23 protein-coding genes are annotated in these 22,837 nt (G+C 72.6%); 5 read left to right on the forward strand and 18 right to left on the reverse strand.

The genetic code is table 11. The features are described 5' to 3' along the window. Positions 1–6 precede the first annotated feature (6 nt). Both EXE48_RS00850 and EXE48_RS00855 read right to left on the reverse strand, forming a co-directional pair. On the reverse strand, positions 7–1,452 hold the full coding sequence (locus tag EXE48_RS00850) for a PAS domain-containing sensor histidine kinase (RefSeq protein ID WP_137710587.1): 1,446 nt from the start codon (positions 1,450–1,452) through the stop codon (positions 7–9). Positions 1,453–1,538: 86 nt separating this feature from the next. Beyond that, complete coding sequence (locus tag EXE48_RS00855; protein ID WP_137710588.1) at positions 1,539–3,344, reverse strand: S9 family peptidase; 1,806 nt, start codon at positions 3,342–3,344, stop codon at positions 1,539–1,541. A 142-nt stretch (positions 3,345–3,486) separates the two neighbouring features. On the opposite strand from EXE48_RS00855, the gene EXE48_RS00860 reads away from it, so the two are divergent. After that, entirely contained in the window at positions 3,487–4,536 is a 1,050-nt protein-coding gene (locus EXE48_RS00860) for a glycosyltransferase (RefSeq protein WP_053771686.1), read from the forward strand. A gap of 39 nt (positions 4,537–4,575) precedes the next feature. On the opposite strand, the gene EXE48_RS00865 is transcribed toward EXE48_RS00860, so the two are convergent. The 7 genes from EXE48_RS00865 to EXE48_RS00895 form a co-directional block, all read right to left on the reverse strand. Beyond that, the gene (locus EXE48_RS00865) at positions 4,576–5,214 is read right to left on the reverse strand and encodes a halocyanin domain-containing protein (protein WP_053771685.1); all 639 of its coding nucleotides are present in this window, start codon (positions 5,212–5,214) and stop codon (positions 4,576–4,578) included. A gap of 96 nt (positions 5,215–5,310) precedes the next feature. Then, positions 5,311–6,402 carry a tyrosine decarboxylase MfnA gene (gene mfnA, locus EXE48_RS00870; protein ID WP_137710589.1) on the reverse strand — a complete coding sequence of 364 codons (1,092 nt, stop codon included), beginning with the start codon at positions 6,400–6,402 and terminating at the stop codon, positions 5,311–5,313. Positions 6,403–6,478: 76 nt separating this feature from the next. After that, a complete protein-coding gene (ppsA, locus tag EXE48_RS00875; protein ID WP_137704771.1) occupies positions 6,479–8,824 on the reverse strand; it encodes a phosphoenolpyruvate synthase in 2,346 nt (781 codons plus the stop codon). Between the two features lie 560 nt (positions 8,825–9,384). After that, positions 9,385–10,110, reverse strand: a complete 726-nt coding sequence (locus EXE48_RS00880) for a DUF8116 family protein (protein ID WP_514111744.1) — start codon at positions 10,108–10,110, stop codon at positions 9,385–9,387. A 37-nt stretch (positions 10,111–10,147) separates the two neighbouring features. Next, a complete protein-coding gene (locus EXE48_RS00885; protein WP_121599210.1) occupies positions 10,148–10,915 on the reverse strand; it encodes a DUF7344 domain-containing protein in 768 nt (255 codons plus the stop codon). Positions 10,916–10,991: 76 nt separating this feature from the next. Beyond that, positions 10,992–11,729, reverse strand: a complete 738-nt coding sequence (locus EXE48_RS00890; RefSeq protein WP_233561597.1) for a DUF8054 family protein — start codon at positions 11,727–11,729, stop codon at positions 10,992–10,994. After that, entirely contained in the window at positions 11,726–12,493 is a 768-nt protein-coding gene (locus EXE48_RS00895; RefSeq protein ID WP_137710591.1) for a nucleotide-binding protein, read from the reverse strand. The genes EXE48_RS00890 and EXE48_RS00895 overlap by 4 nt, the downstream gene beginning before the upstream one ends. Before the next feature lie 150 nt (positions 12,494–12,643). On the opposite strand from EXE48_RS00895, the gene EXE48_RS00900 reads away from it, so the two are divergent. Continuing rightward, positions 12,644–13,951, forward strand: coding sequence for an MBL fold metallo-hydrolase (locus tag EXE48_RS00900; protein WP_137710592.1), 1,308 nt, complete (start codon positions 12,644–12,646; stop codon positions 13,949–13,951). A 33-nt stretch (positions 13,952–13,984) separates the two neighbouring features. Here the strand turns inward: EXE48_RS00900 and EXE48_RS00905 are convergent, their stop codons facing one another. The 6 genes from EXE48_RS00905 to EXE48_RS00930 form a co-directional block, all read right to left on the reverse strand. Then, complete coding sequence (locus EXE48_RS00905) at positions 13,985–14,254, reverse strand: DUF7385 family protein (protein WP_053771678.1); 270 nt, start codon at positions 14,252–14,254, stop codon at positions 13,985–13,987. A gap of 86 nt (positions 14,255–14,340) precedes the next feature. Further along, a complete protein-coding gene (locus EXE48_RS00910; RefSeq protein ID WP_137710593.1) occupies positions 14,341–15,216 on the reverse strand; it encodes an endonuclease V in 876 nt (291 codons plus the stop codon). Beyond that, the gene (locus tag EXE48_RS00915) at positions 15,216–16,199 is read right to left on the reverse strand and encodes a rhomboid family intramembrane serine protease (RefSeq protein ID WP_053771676.1); all 984 of its coding nucleotides are present in this window, start codon (positions 16,197–16,199) and stop codon (positions 15,216–15,218) included. Before EXE48_RS00915 ends, EXE48_RS00910 begins: the two co-directional genes overlap by 1 nt. Positions 16,200–16,319: 120 nt before the next feature. Then, positions 16,320–16,508: a multidrug transporter gene (locus EXE48_RS00920; protein WP_137710594.1), complete on the reverse strand. Its 189-nt coding sequence runs from the start codon at positions 16,506–16,508 to the stop codon at positions 16,320–16,322. A 65-nt stretch (positions 16,509–16,573) separates the two neighbouring features. Beyond that, positions 16,574–17,281 carry a type I 3-dehydroquinate dehydratase gene (locus EXE48_RS00925; protein ID WP_053771674.1) on the reverse strand — a complete coding sequence of 236 codons (708 nt, stop codon included), beginning with the start codon at positions 17,279–17,281 and terminating at the stop codon, positions 16,574–16,576. An 84-nt stretch (positions 17,282–17,365) separates the two neighbouring features. Beyond that, on the reverse strand, positions 17,366–18,340 hold the full coding sequence (locus EXE48_RS00930; RefSeq protein ID WP_004596489.1) for a transcription initiation factor IIB: 975 nt from the start codon (positions 18,338–18,340) through the stop codon (positions 17,366–17,368). A gap of 238 nt (positions 18,341–18,578) precedes the next feature. Here EXE48_RS00930 and EXE48_RS00935 point away from each other — a divergent pair, with 238 nt between their 5' ends. The 3 genes from EXE48_RS00935 to EXE48_RS00945 all read left to right on the forward strand — a co-directional run bounded on the left by EXE48_RS00935 (position 18,579) and on the right by EXE48_RS00945 (position 20,365). Beyond that, positions 18,579–19,376, forward strand: a complete 798-nt coding sequence (locus tag EXE48_RS00935) for a cobalamin-binding protein (RefSeq protein WP_053771673.1) — start codon at positions 18,579–18,581, stop codon at positions 19,374–19,376. After that, positions 19,373–19,945, forward strand: a complete 573-nt coding sequence (locus EXE48_RS00940; protein ID WP_121599202.1) for a DUF84 family protein — start codon at positions 19,373–19,375, stop codon at positions 19,943–19,945. Before EXE48_RS00935 ends, EXE48_RS00940 begins: the two co-directional genes overlap by 4 nt. A gap of 165 nt (positions 19,946–20,110) precedes the next feature. Then, a complete protein-coding gene (locus EXE48_RS00945; protein ID WP_053771671.1) occupies positions 20,111–20,365 on the forward strand; it encodes a DUF7123 family protein in 255 nt (84 codons plus the stop codon). Between the two features lie 16 nt (positions 20,366–20,381). On the opposite strand, the gene EXE48_RS00950 is transcribed toward EXE48_RS00945, so the two are convergent. The 3 genes from EXE48_RS00950 to EXE48_RS00960 all read right to left on the reverse strand — a co-directional run bounded on the left by EXE48_RS00950 (position 20,382) and on the right by EXE48_RS00960 (position 22,807). Beyond that, a complete protein-coding gene (locus EXE48_RS00950; RefSeq protein WP_121599201.1) occupies positions 20,382–20,993 on the reverse strand; it encodes a winged helix-turn-helix transcriptional regulator in 612 nt (203 codons plus the stop codon). Between the two features lie 90 nt (positions 20,994–21,083). After that, a complete protein-coding gene (locus EXE48_RS00955) occupies positions 21,084–22,220 on the reverse strand; it encodes an SPFH domain-containing protein (RefSeq protein WP_053771669.1) in 1,137 nt (378 codons plus the stop codon). A 98-nt stretch (positions 22,221–22,318) separates the two neighbouring features. Further along, positions 22,319–22,807: an SRPBCC family protein gene (locus tag EXE48_RS00960; protein WP_121599200.1), complete on the reverse strand. Its 489-nt coding sequence runs from the start codon at positions 22,805–22,807 to the stop codon at positions 22,319–22,321. Positions 22,808–22,837 lie beyond the last annotated feature (30 nt).

The following is a 22,837-nucleotide window of genomic DNA, read 5'->3' on the forward strand; positions in this document are numbered from 1 at the left end:
CGCCGCTCACTCCGCCGCGCGCGGCAGCGACACCGTGATCCGGTTGCCGCGGTCGTCGCCCGCAGAGCCGCGTTCACCGGGTTCGCCGGCCTCCGTATCGACCTCCGTGCCGACCGCGACCGACACGCTCCCGTTCGACAGCTCCACGCTCCAGTAGACGAGCCAGAAGCCGAGCCCGCTGCTGTGGTACACGTGGCTCATGTCGTGGTCGCCGGTGAGCACGTCGGCCTCGATGGCCGGGATCGGTCGGAGGTCGTCCTCGACGACGAGCTCGGCGCCCCCCTCGGTGCGGCGGAGGCGCACCGTCACCGTCGGACTCCCGTCGTCCGCGTGCTGGAACGGGTTCTCTAAGAGCTCGATCACCGCCGAGCGGAGCTCGCAGCGCCCGTCGACGACGACCGCGTCGAGCTCCCCGACCGCGATCGACCCCTCCGGATACCGCTCGCGGACGGTCTCGACGGCCTCCTCGACCACGCTCCGGAGGTCGATCGCGTCGGTCTCCCGCTGGTCGGTGATGAGCTCGATCACCTCCCGCTCCTTCCGTGCGGTGTCGAGGAGGCTCTCGCCGACCCGCCGGATCACCGCCGTGTGTGCCGCCGACTCGGGGACCTCGTCTTCGAGCTCCTCGACCGCCCCGAGGACGATGTTGAGGTCGTTCCGGAGGTTGTGGCGCAGGAGGTTGTCCATCACGACGAGCTGGCGCTCGCGCCGCCGCCGGTCCGTGACGTCCTTCGCGAACCCCGTGATCCGGACGACCTCGCCGTCCTCGACGATCGGCTCGCCCTGGACCCAGACCCACCGCTTGTAGTTCTCCGCGGCGTTTACTCGGTACTCCATGTCGACCGATTCGCCCGCGGAGAGCCGTTCCATCGACTCCCTCACGGCGGGGCGGTCCTCGGGGTGGACCGCGTCGAGGAACGTCGCGGGGTCGCCGCGGAGCTCGTCGAGCGAGGCCCCGTACATCTCCTCGTACGCCGGGTTCGCGAAGAGCAGCTCCGACCACTCGGCGTCGAACATCCAGAGCACGTCGCTTGAGACCGCGGCGATCTCCCGGAGGTGCGCGGTCGCCTCCTCGCGCTCGCGCTCGGCCGCCACGCGGTCGGTGATGTCCCGCGAGCTGACGACGAACCCGTCGAGCTCCCCGTCTGTGAGGTTCGACATGCGGCTCTCCAGCCACACCCACGAGCCGTCCTCGGCCCGGTGGCGGTACTCCGCCGTGACTTCCGTGAACTCGTCGGTCCGGATCGCCCCCTCGAAGGTGCGCCGAACGGCTTCTCGCTCGTCGGGGTGGATGTACCCGAAGGCGTTCGTCCCGACGAGCTCGTCCGGCTCGAACCCGAGGATCTCCTCCGCGGCCGCGTTGACGTACGTGTACTCGCCGTCGACGCTCAACAGGGCGACCTTGTCCTGCGCCTGGTCGAGCAGTAGCTCGTACGGCTCGGAGGCACTCATTCTCCCCATGTTCGTCGGCGAGCCCGTATAACCGTCACGGCCGTTCGACGGCGGTGAAGACGCGGGGGAGCGACCGCGCGGTCCGGTCAGACGTGTTCGGCGAGGAAGTCGACGATCTCGCGGTACGCCTCGATCCGGTTGTCGAGCTTCGCGAACCCGTGCCCCTCGTCCTCGAAGATCAGCTTCCGGACCGGCACGCCCTGCTCGCGGGCCTCCTCGACGATCTGTTCGGCCTCGCCGACGGGCACCCGCGGGTCGTTCTCGCCGTGGAGGACGAAGAGGGGGGCCTCGATCCGCTCGATGTTGTTGATCGGCGAGACGGACTCGAGGAACTCGCGGTCCCCGTCGAGCGAGCCGTACTCGGCCTCGCGCAGCGAGCGGCGCCAGTCGCCGGTGTTCTCGAGGAACGTGACGAAGTTCGCGATGCCGACGATGTCGACGCCCGCGGCCCACAGCTCCGGGTACTCCGTCAGCGACGCGAGCACCATGAAGCCGCCGTAGGAGCCGCCCATCGCGACGACGCGGTCCGGGTCGACCTCGGGGTGGTCGTGGAGCCACCCGACGCCCTCGCGGACGTCCTTCACCGAGTCCATCCGGTTCTCCACGTCGTCGAGCCCGGAGTACGCCTTCCCGTACCCCGAGGAGCCGCGGACGTTCGGCTCGAAGACCGCGTACCCGTTGTTCAGCAGGTACTGGGTGACCGAGGCGAAGGAGGGCCGCCGCTGCGACTCCGGCCCGCCGTGGATGTCGACGACGACCGGGTAGCCCGACTCCGGCGGCTCCGTCTCGGGCACGGAGAAGAACGCGGGGATCTCCCGCCCGTCGAAGGTGGGGTAGTGGACCAGCTCGCGCTCGACGAACGTGTCCGCGGGGATGCCGGCGGTCGAGGCGCGCGTCCACCGCTCCGCCTCGCCGGTGGTCGCCTCGACGACGAAGACGTTCGCGTTGTGCGTGCTGCCCGTCGACGTGACGGCGAACCGATCGCCGTCGGGCCCGAAGCTCACGCCGCCCGCGACGCCCCTCGGGAGCTCCGGCGTCGGGAACTCGTCGATCCGGTCGGGCGCGACGAGCTCGCCGGCGGTGAGCTCGGTGTAGCCGTCGACGTTCCGGGAGTAGACGAGCCGGCGGGTGTCCTCGTCTATCGCGACGCCGTCGACGTTCCACTCGCCGCCGTCCGCGACGACGGCGAACTCGTCGGTCTCCAAGTCGAGCCGTTCCAAGCGGAGCGTGTCGGTCTCGCGGTCGGTGACGAGGTACACGCCCTCGCCGTCGGGCCCCCACTCCGGGCTGCTGTACCGCACGTCGCCCTCGTGGGGCGTGTGGTGGGTCAGGTCGCCGGTCGCCAGGTCGAGGGTGTACACGTCGTGGTCGAACGAGGAGTGGGCCTCGTGGACGATCAGCCGGTCGTCGCTCGGCGACCAGCCGGCGACCGAGAGCCAGCCGTCCCCCTCGTACACCAGTTCGGCGTCGTCGCCCGTCTCGTCGCGGCCCTGGACGTACACGTCGAAGACGGCCTCGTCGCGGCGGTTCGACGCGAACGCGAACCGGTCGCCGGCCGAGTCCCAGCCGCCCCACCGGTGCTTCGCCTCCGGCATGTCGGTGAGGTTCTCGATCGCGCCGGACTCGTAGTCGAGCCGGTACAGCTGCGCGCGCTCGTTGCCGCCCTCGTCCATGCCGAAGACGGCCTCGGAGCGCTCCGGGGAGGAGTCGACGAAGGAGACGGACTCCTCGAAGAAGGTGTGCTGTTCGGGCCACGACTCCGGCTCGCGGAGCGACCACACCTGCCCCGTGCCGGTCGTGTTGAGGAGGAAGGACAGCCGTCCGTCGGGGCCGAGGTCCGCGCCGCCCGCGTTCCGCACGTTGAGGTAGCGCTCGATGTCGTACTGTCGCATGCGGACCCGTACCGCGCGCGGCGTGAAACCGCTTCGGGTGACGGAACCCCGGGCGAGGGGAGGCCGGTCCGGTCGCCGTCAGCGCGTCGTCTCCCGACCGGATGCCGTGTCTTTTTAGCGGCGCCCCCCGTGCGGTCGGCGTATGCGCGTCGCGTTCGCCTCGCTCTTCGCTCCCGGACACGGGGAGACTCCGCCGCGAACGCGGACCCTGCGGACCGCCCGCGGCCTCGCCGCCCGCGGCCACGAGGTCGTCTGGCTCTGCGCCCGGTGGTGGGGCGGCGACGTCGACGCCTTCGACGAGGACGGGATCGAGTACCGGTCGGTCACCGCGGAGCCCGCGCCCGGGGCCTTCGCCGCGCGGCTGCCGGGCGCGGTCCGCCGCGTCGACCCCGACGTGGTCCACGCGGTCAACAGCCCGCCGACGCCGGCGCTCGCCGCCACGGTGGCCGGGTCGCTCTCGCGGGTCCCGGTCGTCGTCGACTGGTGGCGCGACCACCCCGCCGACGCCCGCCGCTGGTACCGGCCGCTCGCCCGGCGCGCCGACGCGGTGACGACGCCCTCGCGGACGACCAAGACGCGCGTCCGCGAACACGGCGCCGACGGCGACGACGTGCGAGTGCTCCCGGAGAGCATCGACTTCGACGCCGTCGAGTCCGCGGGCGTCGACGACCGGTTCGACGCGGTGTACTCGCGGCGGCTCGACCGCCACGCCAACGTCGAGACGTTCCTCCTCGGGCTCGCCGAGCTGCGCGGCCGCGACTGGACGGCGGCGGTGATCGGCGACGGGCCCGAGCGCGGCCGGATCGAGGCGACCGCGAGCGACCTCCGGATCGACGACCGGGTCGAGTTCCTCGGCGACCTCCCGACCGAGGAGCGGGTCCCGATATTCAAGGGGACGCACGTCGCCGTCGCGACCGCGACGTGGGAGACGTTCGCGACCGACCTGCTGTGGGCGGTCGCCTGCGGCTGCGTCGCCCTCGTCGAGTACCAGGCCGACTCCAGCGCCCACGAGCTCGTCGAGGGGCGCGAGCGCGGGCGGCTCGTGACGAGCCCGGCCGAGCTGGCCGACGAGTTCGTCGCGGTCGGGGACCTCGACCGCCGCGCCGTCGACCGCGAGTTCGCCTCGTTCGACCACGACGCCGTGGTCGACCGCTACGTGGCGCTGTACGAGGACGTCGTCGACGGGGAGTGAGTCGCCGCGAGGGCGGCGCAAAGGGTCTGTCGCCGGCCGCTACGCCTGCTCGCGGCCGGTGATCGTGCCGCCGTACTTCATGAAGACGAACGCCAGGCCAAGCGTGCTCACCATCGCGATGAACGTCGCGATGCCGAGCGCGCGCGCGGCGTCCGGGACGAACACCGCGTTCGAGCCGCTGTCACCGCCCACCTCGACGGTGGCGACGTCCTCGCCGACGGCGAGGCCGGCGTGCATGCCGACCGCGGTGTGGGGGACGCAGTGGTAGTGGGTGATGCCGGCGTCCTCGCTCGACGTCTCGTACTCGTAGGTGGCACCTTCCTCGCCGACGGGGTCGCCGCTGTCGAGGCTGGCCGGGCCGCCGCCGTCGACCGTCTTGACGTTGTGCGAGCCCCCGGCGCCCGTCCACTCCCAGGTGATCGTCGTCCCCTCGTCGACCCACACGAGGGTCGGGTCGAACGCGAGGCCCTGGTCGCCGGCGCCGACCGAGATGGTCACCGAGTCCTGGCCGCGGGCGTCGGTGTACGAGCCCACGTTCCCGACGGCGGCGCTCGGCCAGTCGGGTTCCACTTCCTGTGCCGCCGCCGTCCCCGCCGTCGCCGTCGCCGCGCCGGCGGCGGCCGTCGCACCGGCGGCCGTCCGCATGAACGCGCGCCGAGAGACGTCGTCCGAACTCATACGAGGCGGTTCGTGGTGGCCCGTAGTGAATATGTTGATCCGAACGCGGCGCGAGCGATCGCCCCGGACCGGTCGCTCGACCGGTCGCTCGGCCGGTTACCGGCGAATCCGGTCGAGGTCGTCGAGGAACGCCCGCAGCGTCGACCGCGTCACGTGCGGCATACACACCACGCGGAGCTCGCCCGCCCCGGTCCGCGACACCTTCCAGCCGGCGTCGCGGAGCGCGGCGAACGTCGGTTCGGGCACGTCGGCCGCGACGAGCGGGAGCTCGGGCTCGACCACGTCGTACCCGCGGTCGGCGAGCCCCTCCGCGAGCCAGTCGGCGTTGTCGGCCGCGCGCTCGGCCGCCTCGCGGTAGCCGTCGGGCCACAGCGCGTCCATCGCGGCGACGGCGCCGGCGACGCCCGCGCCGCTCCGCGTCCCGGTCAGCGTCGCCTGCGACCGCGTCTCTAAGTAGGGCGTGTCGACCGCGAGCGCGTCGAGCGCGGCGTCCTCGCGGGCCAGCAACCCCCCCGACGGGACCGGCGCCTGCCCGAACTTGTGGGGGTCGATCGTCAGCGTGTCGACCGGCGCGTCGGCGAACGACCAGTCGCGGTCGGTGAACGGGAGGACGAACCCGCCCCACGCCGCGTCGACGTGAAGCCGCGCCCCCGCCTCGTCAGCGATCGCTGCCAGCTCCGGGATCGGATCGACGCGGCCGTACTCCGTGCTGCCGGCGACGCCGACGACGAGCGCGGTGGTGTCGTCGACCGCGGCCGCGACGGCGTCGGTGTCCGCGCGGTAGCCGTCGTCGAGGGGGACCGTCCGCAGCTCCACGTCGAGCAGCGCCGCCGCCTTCGTGAACGAGAAGTGCGCGCTCTCGGGGGCGACGACGTTGACCTCGCCCGCCCCGTCGCCCGTCGCCTCGCGGTGCCTGTTCCGCGCGGACCGCACCGCCTGGATGTTCGCCTCGGTGCCGCCCGAGGTGACGTATCCCGCGGCGTCGGCCGGCGTCGGGTGGCCCGCGAGCGTCGCGAGCCCCGCGACCGCCCGCGCCTCCAGCTCCGCGACCGACTCGTAGGTGGCGGGGTCGCCGGGGTTCGTCGCGAGGAACCGCTCGGCGGCCGCGCTGGCGTCCGGGTGCGGCTCGGTACACATCGAGGAGAGCACCCGGTCGAACGACTGCGGCTCTGGTTCCGGCTGTCGCATCTGCCTCCCCGTTGCCGGGGGCGGCTCTTACCCGTTCCGCTCTCGGATGCGTTCGAGGGAATCCCCGCTGGCGGCCTCAGCGGACCGAATCCAGCAGGAGCCGCTGTTCGGTCCGCTTCACCTCGTGTTGGACGTCCCGGACCGCGTCGATGTTCGCCGAGATGGAGGAGACCCCCTTCTCGACGAGGAACTCGACCATCTCGGGCTTCGAGCCGGCCTGCCCGCAGATGCTGGTGTCGACGCCGAGCTCCCGGCACGCCTCGACGGTGTCGCCGATGAGCCGCAACACGGCCGGGTGGAGCTCGTCGAACCGGTCGGCGACGTGCTCGTTGTTGCGGTCGACCGCGAGCGTGTACTGCGTGAGGTCGTTGGTGCCGAAGGAGGCGAAGTCGATGCCGGCGTTCGCCAGCTCCTCGATCTGGAGCGCGCTGGCGGGCGTCTCGACCATCACGCCCCAGCGGTGCGTCTCGGGGTCGATCCCGGCCTCGCGCATGTGTGCCGTTATCCCCTCCACGTCGGCCGCGTCGTTGACGAGGGGGAACATCACCTCCAGGTTGTCGTACCCCATGTCGTAGAGGCGCGCGAACGCGGCCAGCTCCTGGCGGAACGGCTCCGACTTGTCGAGGCTCCGCCGGATCCCCCGCCAGCCGAGCATCGGGTTGTGTTCGGCCGGCTCGCCCTCGCCGCCCTCCAGTTCGCGGAACTCGTCGGTCGGCGCGTCGATGGTGCGCACGCGGACCGGGCGGGGGTAGAACTCGTCGGCGACGCGCCGGACGCCCTCGATGAGCTCGTCCTGGTACGCGCGGGCGCCGCGGTCGGCGATGTACCGCTCGGGCGTCTTCCCGAGCGAGAGCACCATGTGTTCGATCCGGAGCAGGCCGACGCCGTCGGCGCCCGTCGCCGCGGCGCGCTCGGCCGCCTCCGGGATCGAGACGTTCACCTTCACCTCCGTCGCCGTCATCGGTTTGACGGGCGTCTCGGGACGCGCGGCCTCCACCGGCTCGAACTCCTCGCCGGGCTCGGCCGACTCGGACTCGCCGGCCCGGATCGTCCCCTTGTCGCCGTCGAGGGTGACCTGCCGGCCGTCCTCGAGGACCCGCGTCCCGTTGCCGGTACCGACGACCGCGGGGACGCCGAGCTCGCGGGAGATGATCGCCGCGTGGCTCGTCATCCCGCCCTCGTCGGTGACGATGCCGGCGGCGCGTTTCATCGCGGGCACCATGTCCGGCATCGTCATCTCCGTCACCATCACGTCGCCCTCCTGGACCTGATCGAGGTGGTCGAGCTTGTGGACGATCCGGACGGCGCCGGAGACGACCCCCGGGCTCGCGCCGAGCCCGTCGACGAGCACGTCCGCGTCGTCGTCGCCGTTCGAGGCGGTCCCGCGGTCGGGGCCGTCGTCCGTCACCCTCCCGTCGCCGTCCGCGGTTGCCGCGCCGGCCTCGTCCGCGCCCGCTTCGCCGCCGGCGTCCTCGCGGATCGTCGTGATCGGGCGCGACTGGAGCATGTATATCTCGCCGTCGTAGATCGCCCACTCGACGTCCTGGGGAGCGCCGTAGTGGGACTCGACGCGCTCGCCGAGCTCGACGAGGTCACCGATCTCCGCGTCGGAGAGGACCCGCTCGTGTCGGCGCTCCTCCTCGACGTCGAGCTGGACCGTCTCGCCGGTCTCCGCGTCCTTCACCATCTCGACCTTCTTGTCCGCGACGGTTACCTTGTCGACCGCGCCGCGCTCGCGGTCGTACACGTAGTTGTCGGGCGAGACGGTGCCGGAGACGACCGCCTCCCCGAGCCCCCACGCCGCCTCGATGGTGACCTGCGGCTCGCCCGTCGAGGGGTGGCTGGTGAACATCACGCCGGACTTCTCGGCGTCGACCATCCGCTGGACGACGACCGCGATGTCGACCTCCGAGTGCGGGAACCCGCGCTGCTGTCGGTAGTAGATAGCGCGCTGCGTGAAAAGCGAGGCCCAACACTCTTTCACGCGCCGCAGGAGGTCCTCCTCGCGGACGTTGAGGAACGTCTCCTGCTGTCCGGCGAACGAGGAGTCGGGCAGGTCCTCGGCGGTGGCCGAGGAGCGCACGGCGACGAACGCCTCCTCGCCGTCCTCGCCCATCGCCCGGTACCGGTCGAGGATCTCCTCGCGCACCGGCTCGGGGAACGGCGTGCCGAGGATCAGCTCCTCCGCGCGCTCCTCCGCCTCGCGGAGCGCCGCGGAGTCCTCGGGGTCGACGTCGACCGCCTCGAACAGCTCGTCGTCGATCCCGGCCTCCTCGATGAACGTGCGGTACGTCCCCGCGGTGACGGCGAACCCCGGCGGAACCGGGAGCCCCGCACCGATGAGTTCCCCGAGCGACGCGGCCTTCCCGCCGACGGTCCCGACGTCGTCGGCATCGACGTCCTCCAGCAAGCGTACTGCCATTCGTGTGTCCGGAGGATCCGCGAGCCGACGTATGAAGCTTCCGGCAGCCGCACCGGTGAATAAAAGATTACTCGCCGCCGAGTTATCACCGCGAGTCGGAGTGGACACCCCGAATCGCTGAGCAGCGGCTTCAGTTCGGAACTCCTTCGGCGGTGACTGCGGCAATCCCGGTCACAGCCTCCCAGATCCGGACATGGATACTTCGCTGCTCACACGTTACCTCCGGTCCTTCTATCCCCCTGCCCGCACTCGTTGGGCGACCACGTGAACGGACGAGCGCTACACGGGAGTCCGACGGGACGACAATGTCTGTCGGGGTCCAGAGCAGGGCCGCGACGAGACCGCCGCGGCCGCGAGCGAAAACGAGGGCCGAAGGTCGGGGACAGCGAACCGACACGCGGTTCGTACCACTCGGTAACGGTCGGACTTGTCTATACTTACCTTCGGTTTTGCGATCGGATCCTGTAACTTGTTACAGCGTATGTAACAGCTGTTCCCGCAAGCGTCCGGCGTGACTCGGTCGATCGGTCGCCGACCCCGACCGGCGCCGCTCGCTCCGATCAGTCGCCGCCGAGCCGCCGACGCTCGTCGCGGAGGAGCCGCTCCCAGAGCCCGAACAGCGCGCTGTCGAGGCCGTACGCCTCGTCGACCCGGCGGACCCAGCGGTCGTCGCCGAACAGGTGTCGCTGGAACCGCCGGACCTCCGGGGAGAGCCGGTCGCGCTCGCCGCCGTAGTAGGACAGCGACTCCTCGCGGGTCCGCGCGACGAGGTCGTTCGGGACCTCGATCCCGTCGGCGGCGGCGACGTGGTCGAACCACTCGAGGTGGAGCAGCGAGTCGGCGAGGAGGAACCGCTCGCGGAAGCCGTCGACCCGCGACAGCGCCGGCGCGCCGTCGATCCGCACGTCGGTCGGCCGCGAGAACCGCGGCGCGGTCGCGGTCACGGACGCGCGCTCGGCGACCGCCCCGGCGACCCGCCGCAACCGCCAGTCGGCGTACCGGACCGGCGCGATCAGGGCGAGCTCGTACCACGTCGGCAGCCACTCGCAGTACGGCTCCGAGAACGCGCCGTCCGCGAGCAGCGTCGTCGCGACAGAGCGCGCCTCGGCCGGGGTCAGCTCGTCCGGGGCCGCCCGGAGGCGACGGACGGTCCGGTCGCCGTCGAGCGCGTCGACGCCGGGGAAGCCCATTCCCTCGGCGACGGCGGTCGTGTACGCGCGGCCGGCCGCGTACCAGGCGGCGAAGTCGGTGGGCGCTGTCAGCCGCAGGAGTCGAAGGACGGTGATACTGATCGGAGGGGCCCCGCCGAAATAACTCGGTCGGTCAGCCGTCGACGCGGGCCAGCGCGTCGCCGAGCGAGACGCCGTGGTCGGAGCGAACGGCCACGGCGTACACCACGCCCGCGGCGACGGCGGCGAAGGCGACGGCGAACGCGACCCCGGCGAACGAGAGCGGACCGAACACCGGGAGCCCGGCGGCCCACGCGCCGAGGACGACGCCGGTCGCGAGCGCGAGCGCGCCGAGGGCGGTCCGCCTGACGTTCGCCGTGTCCGGTTCGATCTCGATCACGAGCTCGTCCGGCAGGTCCGAGGTCAGCCGCACGGTCCCGTCGCGGTCGTCGAACTCGACGAGCCCGGCGTCGGCCATCTTCGGGCAGTGGAACTGCCGGAGCGACGTGTACACGCTCTTCCGCTGGTCGTAGTCGACGTCCGCGGGGTCGACGCCGTTCTCCCACGCCGCGATCCGTCGGGAGGCGTCCGACAGCGCCGCCGCCTCCTCCGCGCGGAGGTGTCGCCACAGGAGGCGTCGCCGGCGGTTCCCGAGCAGTTCCAGGAGCTCGTTCGCGCAGACGCGATCGCCGTCGGCCGGCGCGTCGGGATCGCGGTCGGGCTCGCCGCCGCCGTCCACGGCGCCGTCGTCCGCGCCGCCCGTTCGCCGCGCCGTCCGCCCTTCGGCGTCGGCCGCGCTCCCGCTCCCGGCGTCCGTCACGCCGGCCGACCCGGCGCGGTCCGTCGGGTCCCGCGCCTCGGGCGACCCCTCGACCCCTCCGGCCGGTCGTGCTCCCGCGTCCACTCGTCCACCGAATGACATGTTATATCTTCACACGACCTGCGTTCAAAAAATTACCGGCGAGACGGTCGTTTTGAACGCGCGTCTGATCTCCGTGTCACGCGCCTCGGCCGTCTGAACTCGGGTCGGGCGGCGGGGCGCGGTCCGCCGGATCGCCGGACTCGTCGGTCCGGCGCGTCTCCCGCTCGGCGCCGGCGGCGGTCCCCCTCTCGTCGCCGGTTTCCGCCGGGTCGTCCGATCCGTCGAGCGCGTCGTCGAGCCCCCACTCGGCGGCGCGGTCGCGGGCCTCGGCCCGCGCCTGCTCGCGGATGGCGTCGATCCGCTCGTCGTCGGCGAGGAAGGCGGCGACGGCGTCGTCCTCGTCGGCGCCGTCGCGCAGGCGCTCATCGGGTGCCGCCTCGCGGGTCCGCTCGGCGAGGGCGGCGTCGTCGGCCAGCTCGGTCGCGGCCGCGTCGGGCGCGACGCGCAGCGCGTCCTCCTCGTGGGCCGCCGCCAGCCCGCTCGCGTCGACGGCGTACAGTTCGACGCGGTAGGGGCCGGGGACCGCGAGCTCGGCGAGCGCGTCCGGGCCGCCGCTGTCGGTCACGGTGTTGTACGCCAGCACGGGCACGCCGTCCTCGAAGGTGATCACCCCGCGAGCCTCGCCCGACAGCAGCAGCGTCTCTTGGGGCACGAGCGTCGCGTAGCCGGTGAGCCCGCGGTCGAGCGCGCGCGAGAGCGTCGTTCCCACGTCGGAGACCACCCGCGAGCGCAGCAGCGTCCCCCGCGGGATGGTGAGCGCGGGCGGCTCCGAGCCGTCGCCTTCCGAACCGTCGCCGTCCCGGCGCCCGCTCATGGCGTGTCGGGGACGACCGCGCTGCGGAACCGGTCGGCGACCGCGTCGCCGTCGCCGTCGCGCACGTCGAGCCGGTCGGCGGCGCGCCGGTAGCGCGCCGCGGCCTCGCTCTCAGGGGCGTGCGCGAGCAGGGGCTCGCCGGCCCGGCGCGCCGCCCGGACGGCGTCGCTCTCGGGGACGTTCGCGAGGACGGGACCGCCGAAGTGGCGCTCCGCCTGCGCGGCCACGTCGTCGGCCTCGTCCCGGACCTTGTTGAACAGGACGCCGGCCGTCTCGGTACCGTACGACCGCGCGTACTCCTGGACCTTCAGCCCGTCCGAGAGCGCGGGGATCGTCGGCTCGACGACGACCACGACGCGGTCCGCGAGCACGACCGGCAGGACGGCCGACTTCGAGCCCAGCGCGGCCGGCGAGTCGAGTAAGAGCACGTCGGTGTCGCGCGCCAGCGCCGCCACCACGTCGCGGAGCCGCGCCGGCTCCGCGGCCTCGAAGCCGGCCAGCGAGGTGCCGCAGGGGACGACCGAGAGCCCGAACCGCTCGTACACCGCCTCGCTCACGTCCGTCGCGGTCCCCTCGACGAGCAGGTCGTGGAGGGTGACCGCCGCGTCGTCGAGCCCGGCGTGGAAGAGGAGGTTCGCCATCCCGGTGTCGGCGTCCACGACGGTCACGTCGTGGTCGGCCGCGAGCGCCATCCCGAGCGCGAGCGTGCTCGTCGTCTTCCCCGTGCCGCCCTTCCCGCTGGCGACCGCGAACGCCTCGACCATACGCCCGCTCGCCGGGCGCTCCGAATAAATCCTCTCCATCGCGGCCGCGGTGGCGCCCCCTGCCGAGCGGCCGCCGCAGTCCGTCCGTCGACGGTCGTCTCCGCCTTCCGTCCACCGAGCGTTTTTGCTCGCTCGGCACGCCACCTCGGTATGGTCGAGACGATCTCCGCCGACGAGTTCCGCGACAGGATCGACGCGCGCCGGCGCGGCGACCGGTCGTTCACCGTGGTCGACACGCGACCCGAGGAGAGCTTCGAGGGGTGGCGCGTGGCGGACGCCGTCCACTACTTCTACAAGCCGTTCCACGAGTTCGACCTCGCCGACTTCGAGCGCGAGACCGGCCTCTCGCCCGACGACAGCGTCGTCACGCTCTGCGCGAAGGGGAAGGCCTCGGACGACTTCGCCGCCGAACTCGCCGCGGCGGGGTACGAGGACGTGACCGTCGTCGCCGACGGGATGCGCGGGTGGTCCGCGGTGTACGACCGGACCGACGTCCCGCTCCCCGACGCGCTCGACGACGCCCCGCCGATCGACCTCGTCCAGGTCCAGCGCCGCGCGAAGGGGTGTCTGGGCTACCTCGCCGTCGGCGGACGCGAGCCGGGCGAGGCCGACCACGTCCCAGCGGGCGCACCCGCTGACGACGCCGACGGCGCCGACCGCGTCGCCGTCGCTATCGACGTCTCCAGACACGGCGACGAGTGGGTCGCGGCGGCCGCGGAGCGCGACGCCTCGATAGCGGCCGTCCTCGACACGCACGTCCACGCCGACCACCTCTCCGGCGGCCGCGCGCTCGCCGACGACCTCGGCGTCCCGTACTACCTCCCGGCCGCGGCCGCCGACCGCGACGTGGCGCACGCCTTCGAACCGATCGGGCGCAACGAGACGCTCGACGTCGGCGGCGTCGACCTGAAGGCGCTCGCGACGCCCGGCCACACCGACGACGGCGCGAGCTACCTGATCGGCGGCGCCGCGGTCCTCACGGGCGACACGCTGTTCACCGAGGGCGTCGGCCGCACGGAGCTCCAGTTCTCGGCGGGCGGTGGCGACGAGTCGGCCGCCGGCGGAGACGGCGACGAGGGCGCCGCCGGCGCGGCTCGTCGGCTGTACGACTCGCTCCACGGGACGCTGCTCGCCGAGCCGGACGACGTCGCCGTCTGCCCCGGTCACTTCGCCGTCGCGAACGACGGGACGACCGGCGGCGCCGAGCCCGGCGACCCCGTGTTCACGACGGTCGGCGACGCGCGCCGGGGGATCGAAGTCCTCGACCTCGACCGCGACGATTTCGTCGACCGGATCACCCGGACGCTGCCGGAGAAGCCGCCGAACTACGAGTCGGTGATCGCGGCCAACCGCGGCGTCGAGTCGCCGCCGGACGAGACCGCGGCGATCGAACTCGAACTCGGCCCGAACCGCTGCGCGGCCGAGCCCGACGCCGCGCCCGCCGCTGACGACGACTGAGAGGCGGCGCGGCCGCCCCGCAGGGCGGCCCGCCTACTCGTCGTGGATGAAGACGAGCCGCTTCGACTCCGTGTTGACTAAACAGAGGTCGATCCCGTCCCGGGTCGCGCCGATCTGCTGCCAGCCGTGGTCGCTGACGAACAGCGTTTGGAAGACGCCGCGGTCGCAGTCGGGGTTCGGACAGCCGACCCCTGCCGCGTTCTTGTAGACGGTCGTTCCGCCGCCCGAACTCTGTCGCACCAACCCGTCGGTCAGCGACCGGAACTCCTCCGCGGACATCGGACTCTTCCCGTCGTCTGTCATGTCTCCGCGTTCGCGGCCGACCGCCTAAAAACCGCCTACCGTGGCAACTGCTGACATACATCTCGGCGCGGGAGGCGGTCCGGCGCTCACTCCGCGTCCCGCTTCGCCCGCTCCGCGTGGGCGTCCGCGAGCCGCGTCGGCTCCGGGAGCTTGTACCCCGCGCACAGGGCCGCAACGAGGGCGACCGCGGTCTCCGACGAGACGCGGTGCCCCGGGCTCACGTACAGGGGGTTCACGCGCCTGCTGTTCGGGTACTGTCGCGACTGGAACGCGTGGCCGATGACGGTGCCCGGCTCCGCCGTCTCCACCGCGTGGTCCGCCCTGATCGGCGTGCGCCAGCCCTCGGGCCGCTCGTCGGTCCGCTCGTCGGGCTCGCCACAGAGGAGGCTCTTGGCGACGCCGACGCTGGGCACGTCGCGGAGGACGCCGACGTGCGTCGCGAGCCCCGCCTCCCGGTAGTGGATCCGGCCCGAGCCGTCACAGACCAGCAGGTCGGGGTCGGCGTCGAGCGCGTCGAGCGCGGCCAGTATCGGCTCTCCCTCGCGGAAGGCGAGCAGCCCGGGAACGTACGGGATCGACAGCGGCGTCGTCGCGCTCGCGTACTCGACCACCGTCCCGCCTCGGAGCGCGACCGCGGCGGAGACGGCGGCGTCCGGGCGACCCTCGCCCCGGCCGGTGAGGAACGCCTGATCGACGCCGACGACGGTGGGGGCGTCCCGGCCGCGCTCATGGGATTCGGCGTCTGCCGGCCCCGCACCGGCCCCTAGCCGCTCCTGCACGTCGCTGCGCGCCGGGGGGAGCCCGTCCGCGAGCGAGGCGCCTTCGTCGACCGCGACGGCGACCGGGTCGGGCGCGCCGTCGTCCGCGAAGACCGCGGCGGCCGCGATGTCGCGCTGGAGGGCCTCCATCTCCCCGCGCGACAGCGACGGGTCCGGACGTAACTCGGGCCGCGCGAGGTCCATCAGAAGCGCCCGCCGGGACCGCCCGGACCGCCGGGGCCGCGCGGGCCGCGGGCGCCGCCCATCGAGACGCCGCCCATGCCGCCCGCGGAGCGCGCGAGCCCCTCGTTGCGCTTGCCGAACGCGAGGCCGATGGCGAAGCCGATCAGGTGCGCGAGGTGCGCGATGCCGCCGGCGGCGCCGCCGCCGCCGGCTTGGAGGCTCTGGACCACGAGCACCGCGGAGATCAGCGCGATTCCCCACGTGAGGTACTTGATCTTCATCGGAACCACGAAGAAGAGGAGCACCTGCATGTTCGGCCGCCAGACGGTGAGCACGCCGAGAATCGCGAACCCGGCGCCGCTGGCCCCGAGGATCCCGGCGAGGGGGGCGTTCGTCGCGATCGCGAAGAGGACGTGGCCGAGCCCGGCGACGATCCCGGACGCGAAGAAGAACGCGACGAACTTCTTCGACCCCACCGCCCGCTCGACGAGCGGGCCGAAAAACAGGATCACGACGCTGTTCCCGATGATGTGATAGAGGCTCACCGGCGAGTGTGAGAGCACGGAAGTGATCACCGTCCAGACGTTTCCGAGCGCGTCGGGCTGGAGGACGAACAGGGTGTCGTGGAGCCCTCGGGCGCCGAGGCCCCAGAACACGATCAGCTGTGCGGCGAAGGTGACCCAGATCGCCGCGAGGATCGCGTACGTCGCGTTGTTACGGAAGTAGCTGATCAGCCCGCCGGTGCTGGTCTCGTGGTCGATCCGCCGTTTGACCTGATCGACGACCCCCGCGGACGCGCCGCCCGAGCGGGAGCCGCCGCCCGACCCGCCCTCGACGCTCTCGTCGAACCCGCTGTCGAAGACGCCGCCGGGGTCGTCCCACTCGGCGAGGCCCGGGCAGTCGTGGTTCTCCGGGAGCCGGTGCTCGGCGCAGAACGTCTGGCCGCACCGCTTACACTGGTACGGGAGGTTCTCGTACTCCCCGCACTCGTCGCACGTCGCCATTGCCCGCACTTACGGGGGCGGTCGTAAAGCGGTTTGGCTCCGCGCCGGCCCTGACGGACGGCCGACCGCGCGACGAGCCGGCGGCTGGCGGGCGGCTCGAACCGGTCGGCGGCGCGTCGCTCAGTCCAGCAGCCGCGCGGCGACGACCGCGACGGCGACCCCGGCGACGGCGACGCCGACGAGGGTCGGGACGAGCCGGCCGGACCCCCACTCCCAGCCGAGGAAGCGGGTTCCGACGACCGCGACGAGGGCGATCAGGAGGCCGAACGCGGAGACCCGCGGCGACTGATTCGATCGGAGGAGGGCCATCTCACCCATCAGGTTCGACGGCGCCGGTGAAAAATATTCGTCCCGTTCGACCGAGCGGCGACTCCCTACGCCTCCGAGTCGACCGCTCGCAGCCCGTCGACGAGTTCCCTGAGCGTCGCGAGCGGGTACTGTCCGGGCGCGGTCGCGTCCGCGGCGTCGACGGGCGCGTAGCCGATCTTCGACCCGTACAGCGGGGTGACCGCGCGGGTGTGCCGGCCCGGCTCGCCCATGCACATCGTCGCGACGCGGTGGCCCGCCGCGGTCGCCTCGTGGGTCGCCTCGATCATCGCGAGCGCGTCGCCCGGCGCCGTCGCCGTCGTCGCCAGCTTCCCCACGTCGCCCTCGCTCGCGGCGTCGGCGAGGAGGTCGACCAGCGCGGCGGGCTCGGGCGTCGACTCGAAGTCGTGGACGGACGCGACGACCGCGACGCCGGCCTCGCGGGCCGCCTCGCGCAGCGCGGTCGCGTGCGACGCCTCGGCCGGGTCCGGGTGCGTCCCGCGCAGCGCGGCGAGCTCGACGTCGACCGCGGCGACGGCGTCGCGACCGATCGCGTCCGAGAGCGCGTCGTAGCGGCCGAGCCCCTCGGCCTCGCCGCCCTCCCACGACGCCCGGTTCGTGACGAGCAGCGGGAGCTCGCCGTCGTAGCCCGTCAGCTGGTCGAGCGGGTCGCTCGCGAGGTCCATCCGGAACTCGACGGCGTCGGCGTGCTCGCGGGCGGCCGGCTCCGCCGAGAGGTCCGCCGTGCTCGCGGCGAGAACGTACTCCTCGAACATAGGCGGGCGTTCCGCGGGCGGGGACTTAGCTGGTCGGGTTGGCGGGAGCCCGCGGGAGCGGGGAATCGAGGAAGAGCGCGCGAGTTACGCGACGAGGCCGTCCTCGGCCTCCAGCAGCTCGTGGTAGCGGTTCCGGATGGTGACCTCGGAGATGTCGGCGACCTCCGAGACGGCCGCCTGCGTCGTCTTCTCGTTCGTGAGCAGCGCGGCGGCGTAGACGGCGGCCGCGGCGAGGCCGACCGGCGACTTGCCCGAGTGGACGCCCTTCTCCTTGGCGTTGCGCAGGAGGCTCTTCGCGCGCATCTCGGACTCCTCGGAGAGCTCTAGGTCGGAGGCGAACCGAGGGACGTACTGCTCGGGGTCGGCCGGCTTCACTTCGAGCTTGAGCTCGCGGACGACGTACCGGTACGTCCGGGCGATCTCCGCCTTCTCGACGCGCGACACGTCGGCGATCTCGTCGAGCGAGCGCGGGACGCCGGCCATCCGGGCGGCGGCGTACACGCAGGAGGTGGAGACGCCCTCGATGGAGCGGCCGGGGAGGAGGTCCTCGTCGAGCGCGCGGCGGTAGATGACCGACGCGGTCTCGCGGACGTTGTCCGGGAGGCCCTGCGCCGAGGCCATGCGGTCGATCTCGCCGAGCGCCTGCTTGAGGTTGCGCTCCTTGGAGTCGCGGGTGCGGAAGCGCTCGTTCCACTTGCGGAGCCGCTGCATCTTCTGCCGCTGGCGCGCGCCGAGCGAGCGGCCGTACGCGTCCTTGTCGCGCCAGTCGATGTTCGTCGAGAGCCCCTTGTCGTGCATCGTGTTCGTGGTCGGGGCGCCGACGCGGCTCTTCTCGTCCTTCTCGCGGGAGTCGAACGCGCGCCACTCCGGGCCGCGGTCGACCGAGTCCGCCTCGACGACGAGGCCGCAGTCGCTACAGACCGTCTCGCCGTGCTCCTCGTCGTTGATGACGTGGCCGCCGCACTCCGGGCAGCTCAGCGTCTCGTCGGTGCTCTCCGATTCCTCCTCGTTCGTCTCCGTTCGGGAGCGACTCCCCCGTGTGTGTAGTCGTTCACTCATAGCTCGGTTGCCCCCGGAAACTGAAACTGCCCGAGAGCGATCTTGGTTTACCGTCGGCAGAACACAACTTAAAACGACCGGAACGTGTCGCTCGAATCCCGGCGAAAAGACACGATCTATCACGCGTTTTCGCCGCTCTCGCAGTCGACGGCGACGCGCCGTCACGCGCCCTCGAACCCCGCCTCCCGCGGCCCCCGGGACCGAAACCGTTGACACGGTCGCGCCCGGAGCGATTCCTATGTCCGCGCCCCGCGTCGTCTCGCTCGCGCCGAGCGCGACCGCGACGGTCGCCGCGCTCGGCGGGGCCGACCGCCTCGTCGGCGTCACCGCCCACTGCGACCTCTCCGAGGCCCCGAACGCCGGGTTCGCGCACGGCGCCGACGCTCCGACCGCCGTCGGCGGCTGGCTGAACCCAGACCTCGACCGCGTCGTCGACCTCGACCCCGACGTCGTCCTCACGAGCGACGGGCTCCAGGCCGACCTCGCCGACGGCTGTCGCGAGCGCGGCCTCGACGTCGCGCACCGCGAGCCGGCGACCCTCGACGACGCCCTCGACGGGTTCGCCGCCCGGGGGAGCGACGTCGGCCGCCCCGAGGCCGGGGAGCGACTCGCCGCCGACGCTCGCGAGCGCCTCGACCGGATCGCCGAGGCCGTCGCCGACCGCCCCCGCCCGACCGCGTACTGCGAGGAGTGGTCCGACCCGCCGATGGCGGCCGGCAACTGGGTCCCCGACGCCGTCCGCGCCGCGGGCGGGCGCTACCCGTTCGTCGACCCCGGCGAGCGCTCCCGCGAGGTCGACCCCGCCGCCGTCTCGCGCGCCGACCCGGATCACGTTGTCGTCCACGTCTGCGGGCGCGGCGACCGCGTCGACCCCGCGGCCGTCGCGGCGCGCGACTGGATCGACGCCCCCGTTCACGTCGTCGACGACTCCCTGCTCAACCAGCCGAGCCCCGCCCTCGTCGACGGCGTCGAGCGCCTGGCGCGGCTGCTCCATCCCGACGCGTTTTCGACCCCGGGCGACGACGGCCGACCATGACGACCCTGCGAGTCGGCGTCGGCAGCGGCAACCCGGTGAAGCGGCGCGCGGTCGAACTGGCCCTCGGATCGGCGGCGGACGCCGATCTCCCCGGCGCCCCGACGGGTGTCGCCATCGAGTCGGTCCCCGTCGACTCCGACGTGAGCGAACAGCCTCGGGGCCACGCGGAGACGATCGCCGGCGCCGAGAACCGGGCCGCGGCCGTCCTCGAAGCGGCGCCGAGCGACGGCGAGGCCGCGGCGTTCGACCTCGGCGTCGGCGTCGAGGGCGGCGTCGCGGGGTTCGACGGGACCGACGACCGCTACCTGATCATGTGGGCGGCGGTGACCGACGGCGACCGCGTCGGCCGCGGGGCCGGCCCGAGCCTCGCGCTCCCGGCGAGCGTCGCCGCCCGCCTCGCCGACGGGGCCGAGCTCGGCCCCGTGATGGACGACCTCCTCGACACCGAGGGCGTCGCGGAGCGGGGCGGCGCCGCGGGCGCGCTCACCGCCGGCCGCGTCGACCGGGCCGAGGCGCTCGCCGCCGGCGTGAGCGGCGCGCTCGGCCCGTTCGTCTCGGACCTGTACTGAGCGGCTCGCGGCGCCGCCGCCGGCGGTCGGCGCGGTTCGAACACCGTACCCAAACGCGGTCGCGGGGCGGCGCTCTCGCTCCCGTTCCGGGACGAAACCGCACGACAGCGGCGTGTTAACCCCGTCTACCAACCGGCTTATGTCGGACGCCGGCGTGGGTCGGGTATGAGCACTGCCCAGTTGGACGCGGTCGCAGTCGAATCGAGCGGCCTCTCCGCGAAACAGTCGCGGATCCTGCGGTACCTCCGCGAGAACGCGGGCGACCGGACGTACTTCAAGTCGCGGCTGATCGCCGACGACCTCGGTCTCTCCGCGAAGGAGGTCGGCGCGAACATGAGCGCCGTCGCCGACGCGGCCACCGACATCGACGTCGAGAAGTGGGGCTACTCGTCGGGGACGACGTGGATGGTGACGGCCTGACGGCCGGCCGCGCGGATCAGGGGTCGTACGAGACCAGCGACGCCGCGTCGTCGGCGACGGCGACCGCGGCGGCGTCGAAGGAGTCGGCGTACCGGACGACGAGCGTGAGCAGCCGCTCCGGCTCGGTCAGCGCGTAGCCGTCGGTCCGGTCGAGGAGGCCGGCGCGCTCCAAGTCGGCCGCCGCCGCGCTTATCGCCGGCCGCGAGACGCCGAGGGCGCTCGCGAGGTCGGCGCCCGTCGCGTCGGGGTCGCGCAACAGCGCGAGAATCATCCCCCGCGGCGTCTCGCGGCGGAGGTAGCCGAGCGCCCGCTTGTCCGTCTCGTCGAACCGGCCGGCGGGGAAGAACCGCCGGTAGTCGTCGTCTTTCACCGACTCTATCGCGCCAGCCTCCTCCAGCTTCCGGAGGTGGTACTGCGCCTCGCCGGTGCCGAGTCTGAGGTCGTCGCGGAGCTTCGAGAAGTGCGCGCCGGGGGTCGTCGGCACGTAGCCGCGGATCGCTTCCCGCGTCTCGTTCCCGTCGCCCCCCTCGTCGTCGGCGCTCGCGGTCCCGACGAACGGCGCGGCCGCTCCGACCGCGGCGAACCGTCGGAGCGTCTCGCGCTTCTGCCCGTCGAACCCCTCTGTCACAGTCCCAGTAGCCTACGCCGCGACAAAAGCACTTCGCTCGTGACAGGACCCCGGCGGAAAACGCGGTCTTCGGCGGCGGTTCGCGGCGATCTACTCCTCTTTCTCGACCTCGGCGGGCGCCTCCTCGTCGTCCATCTCCTGGATGACCTCGTCGGCGGACCGGATGTTCGCGCCGGCGTCGCCCGCCTTCACGGCCTCCGCCTCCTTCTCTAACTCCTCGACGTTCATCTCCGCGGACTCCTCGATCTGGCCGAGGATCTCGTCGATGTCGTCGAGCCCGAGCATCTTCCGGGTGTCGGCGTCGAACTCCTTGCCGTCGAGCCCCTCCATCTGCTGGACGTCGGAGCCGGAGAGGGCCTTGCCGTAGCGGCCGACGAGGCTGGTGAGCTCCTGCGGGAGGACGAACGTGGTGGACTCGCCTTTCCCGATCTCTTCGAGCGTCTCCATGCCGCGCTCGATGATGGCGCGCTCGCCCATCGACTCGGCCGAGCGGGCGCGGAGGACGGTCGAGATGGCGTCCCCCTGCGCCTCCAGGATCTGGCTCTGCTTCTCCCCCTGCGCGCGGATGATGTTCGACTGCTTGTCACCCTCCGCCTGCTCGACGGCGGAGCGGCGTTCCCCCTGCGCTTCGAGGATCATCGCGCGCCGGCGGCGCTCGGCGGAGGTCTGCTGCTCCATCGCCTGCTGGACGTCCTTCGAGGGGTTGACCTCGCGGACCTCGACGCTCTCGACGCGGATCCCCCACTCGTCGGTGGGCTCGTCGAGTTCCTTGCGGATCTTCGCGTTGATCTCCTGGCGCTTGTTCAGCGTGTCGTCGAGCTCCATGTCGCCGAGGACGGCCCGCAGGGTGGTCTGCGCGAGGTTCGAGACGGCCTTCTTGTAGTCGTCGACCTCGAGGAACGCCTTCTTGGCGTCCATCACCTTGATGTAGACGACCGCGTCGGCGGTCACGGGGGAGTTGTCCCGCGTGATCGCTTCCTGCCGCGGCACGTCCAGCGTCTGGGTGCGCATGTCGAACGGGTACGTCCGCGAGACGAACGGCGGGATGAGGTTGATACCGGGTTCGAGCAGCTTGCGGTACTCGCCGAAGACGGTGAGCGTCTTCTTCTCGTACGCGTCGACGATCTCGAACGACTGCCAGAGCGTGACGACGACGAGCAGCAGCGCCAGCAGACCGACGCCGACGAGCCCGAGACCGAGTCCGGCTTGGAGGGTGATCGGATCCATACCGCCACTTAGACCATCGAACGGTTAATAGTTCGCCCGCCGGCACCCCGATCGCAACGCCGTCCCCCGGTCCGCTCCCGGCGCCCCCGTCGATCCCCTCACTCGTCCGCCTCGAACTCCGCGGCGACATTTCGCAGGGCCGCGCGGAGCTGCCGCTCGTTGAACCGGCGGATCACGGGCGCGCCGACCCTCGTGAGCGCGTTCTCCGGCAGGCCGTACGTCGCGGCGTACGTCAGCTCCGTCCCGCCCTCGACGGGGACGAGCCGGAGGTCGATGGTGCCGGTGAGGCGCCCGCGGAGTTCGAAGCGATGACGCTCGGGCGGATCGTGGACGGTCTGGACGATCTCGCCGTCGATCCCGAGGCCCGCCATCCGATAGGTGTACGCCAGCCGCTTCCCGCCGTTCTCCAGCGGCTCGACGTCCCGCACGTCCGCGAGCCCGGGCGTGATCGCCGCGTGGTTCTCGGGGTCGTCGAGGAACGCGAACACCGCCCCCGGGTCGGCCGCGACGGTGACCGCGTCGCTCGCGGCGAACGGGTCGTCGCTCGCCACGGACGGGCCGCCGCCCGCGTCGCCCCCGTCGGTCATGCGCCGTCGCGATCGGCCGCCGACGCTCGG

Source organism: Halorubrum sp. ASP1, from assembly GCF_005435135.1.
GTDB lineage: Archaea > Halobacteriota > Halobacteria > Halobacteriales > Haloferacaceae > Halorubrum > Halorubrum tropicale.

Bases quoted from the DNA above. Each gene is read 5' to 3' on its own strand.
- EXE48_RS00850 (WP_137710587.1), bottom strand. From the start codon at position 1,452: ATGAGTGCCTCCGAGCCGTACGAGCTACTGCTCGACCAGGCGCAGGAC.
- EXE48_RS00855 (WP_137710588.1), bottom strand. From the start codon at position 3,344: ATGCGACAGTACGACATCGAGCGCTACCTCAACGTGCGGAACGCGGGC.
- EXE48_RS00860 (WP_053771686.1), top strand. From the start codon at position 3,487: ATGCGCGTCGCGTTCGCCTCGCTCTTCGCTCCCGGACACGGGGAGACT.
- EXE48_RS00865 (WP_053771685.1), bottom strand. From the start codon at position 5,214: ATGAGTTCGGACGACGTCTCTCGGCGCGCGTTCATGCGGACGGCCGCC.
- mfnA (WP_137710589.1), bottom strand. From the start codon at position 6,402: ATGCGACAGCCGGAACCAGAGCCGCAGTCGTTCGACCGGGTGCTCTCC.
- ppsA (WP_137704771.1), bottom strand. From the start codon at position 8,824: ATGGCAGTACGCTTGCTGGAGGACGTCGATGCCGACGACGTCGGGACC.
- EXE48_RS00885 (WP_121599210.1), bottom strand. From the start codon at position 10,915: ATGTCATTCGGTGGACGAGTGGACGCGGGAGCACGACCGGCCGGAGGG.
- EXE48_RS00890 (WP_233561597.1), bottom strand. From the start codon at position 11,729: ATGAGCGGGCGCCGGGACGGCGACGGTTCGGAAGGCGACGGCTCGGAG.
- EXE48_RS00895 (WP_137710591.1), bottom strand. From the start codon at position 12,493: ATGGTCGAGGCGTTCGCGGTCGCCAGCGGGAAGGGCGGCACGGGGAAG.
- EXE48_RS00900 (WP_137710592.1), top strand. From the start codon at position 12,644: ATGGTCGAGACGATCTCCGCCGACGAGTTCCGCGACAGGATCGACGCG.
- EXE48_RS00905 (WP_053771678.1), bottom strand. From the start codon at position 14,254: ATGACAGACGACGGGAAGAGTCCGATGTCCGCGGAGGAGTTCCGGTCG.
- EXE48_RS00910 (WP_137710593.1), bottom strand. From the start codon at position 15,216: ATGGACCTCGCGCGGCCCGAGTTACGTCCGGACCCGTCGCTGTCGCGC.
- EXE48_RS00915 (WP_053771676.1), bottom strand. From the start codon at position 16,199: ATGGCGACGTGCGACGAGTGCGGGGAGTACGAGAACCTCCCGTACCAG.
- EXE48_RS00920 (WP_137710594.1), bottom strand. From the start codon at position 16,508: ATGGCCCTCCTCCGATCGAATCAGTCGCCGCGGGTCTCCGCGTTCGGC.
- EXE48_RS00925 (WP_053771674.1), bottom strand. From the start codon at position 17,281: ATGTTCGAGGAGTACGTTCTCGCCGCGAGCACGGCGGACCTCTCGGCG.
- EXE48_RS00930 (WP_004596489.1), bottom strand. From the start codon at position 18,340: ATGAGTGAACGACTACACACACGGGGGAGTCGCTCCCGAACGGAGACG.
- EXE48_RS00935 (WP_053771673.1), top strand. From the start codon at position 18,579: ATGTCCGCGCCCCGCGTCGTCTCGCTCGCGCCGAGCGCGACCGCGACG.
- EXE48_RS00940 (WP_121599202.1), top strand. From the start codon at position 19,373: ATGACGACCCTGCGAGTCGGCGTCGGCAGCGGCAACCCGGTGAAGCGG.
- EXE48_RS00945 (WP_053771671.1), top strand. From the start codon at position 20,111: ATGAGCACTGCCCAGTTGGACGCGGTCGCAGTCGAATCGAGCGGCCTC.
- EXE48_RS00955 (WP_053771669.1), bottom strand. From the start codon at position 22,220: ATGGATCCGATCACCCTCCAAGCCGGACTCGGTCTCGGGCTCGTCGGC.
- EXE48_RS00960 (WP_121599200.1), bottom strand. From the start codon at position 22,807: ATGACCGACGGGGGCGACGCGGGCGGCGGCCCGTCCGTGGCGAGCGAC.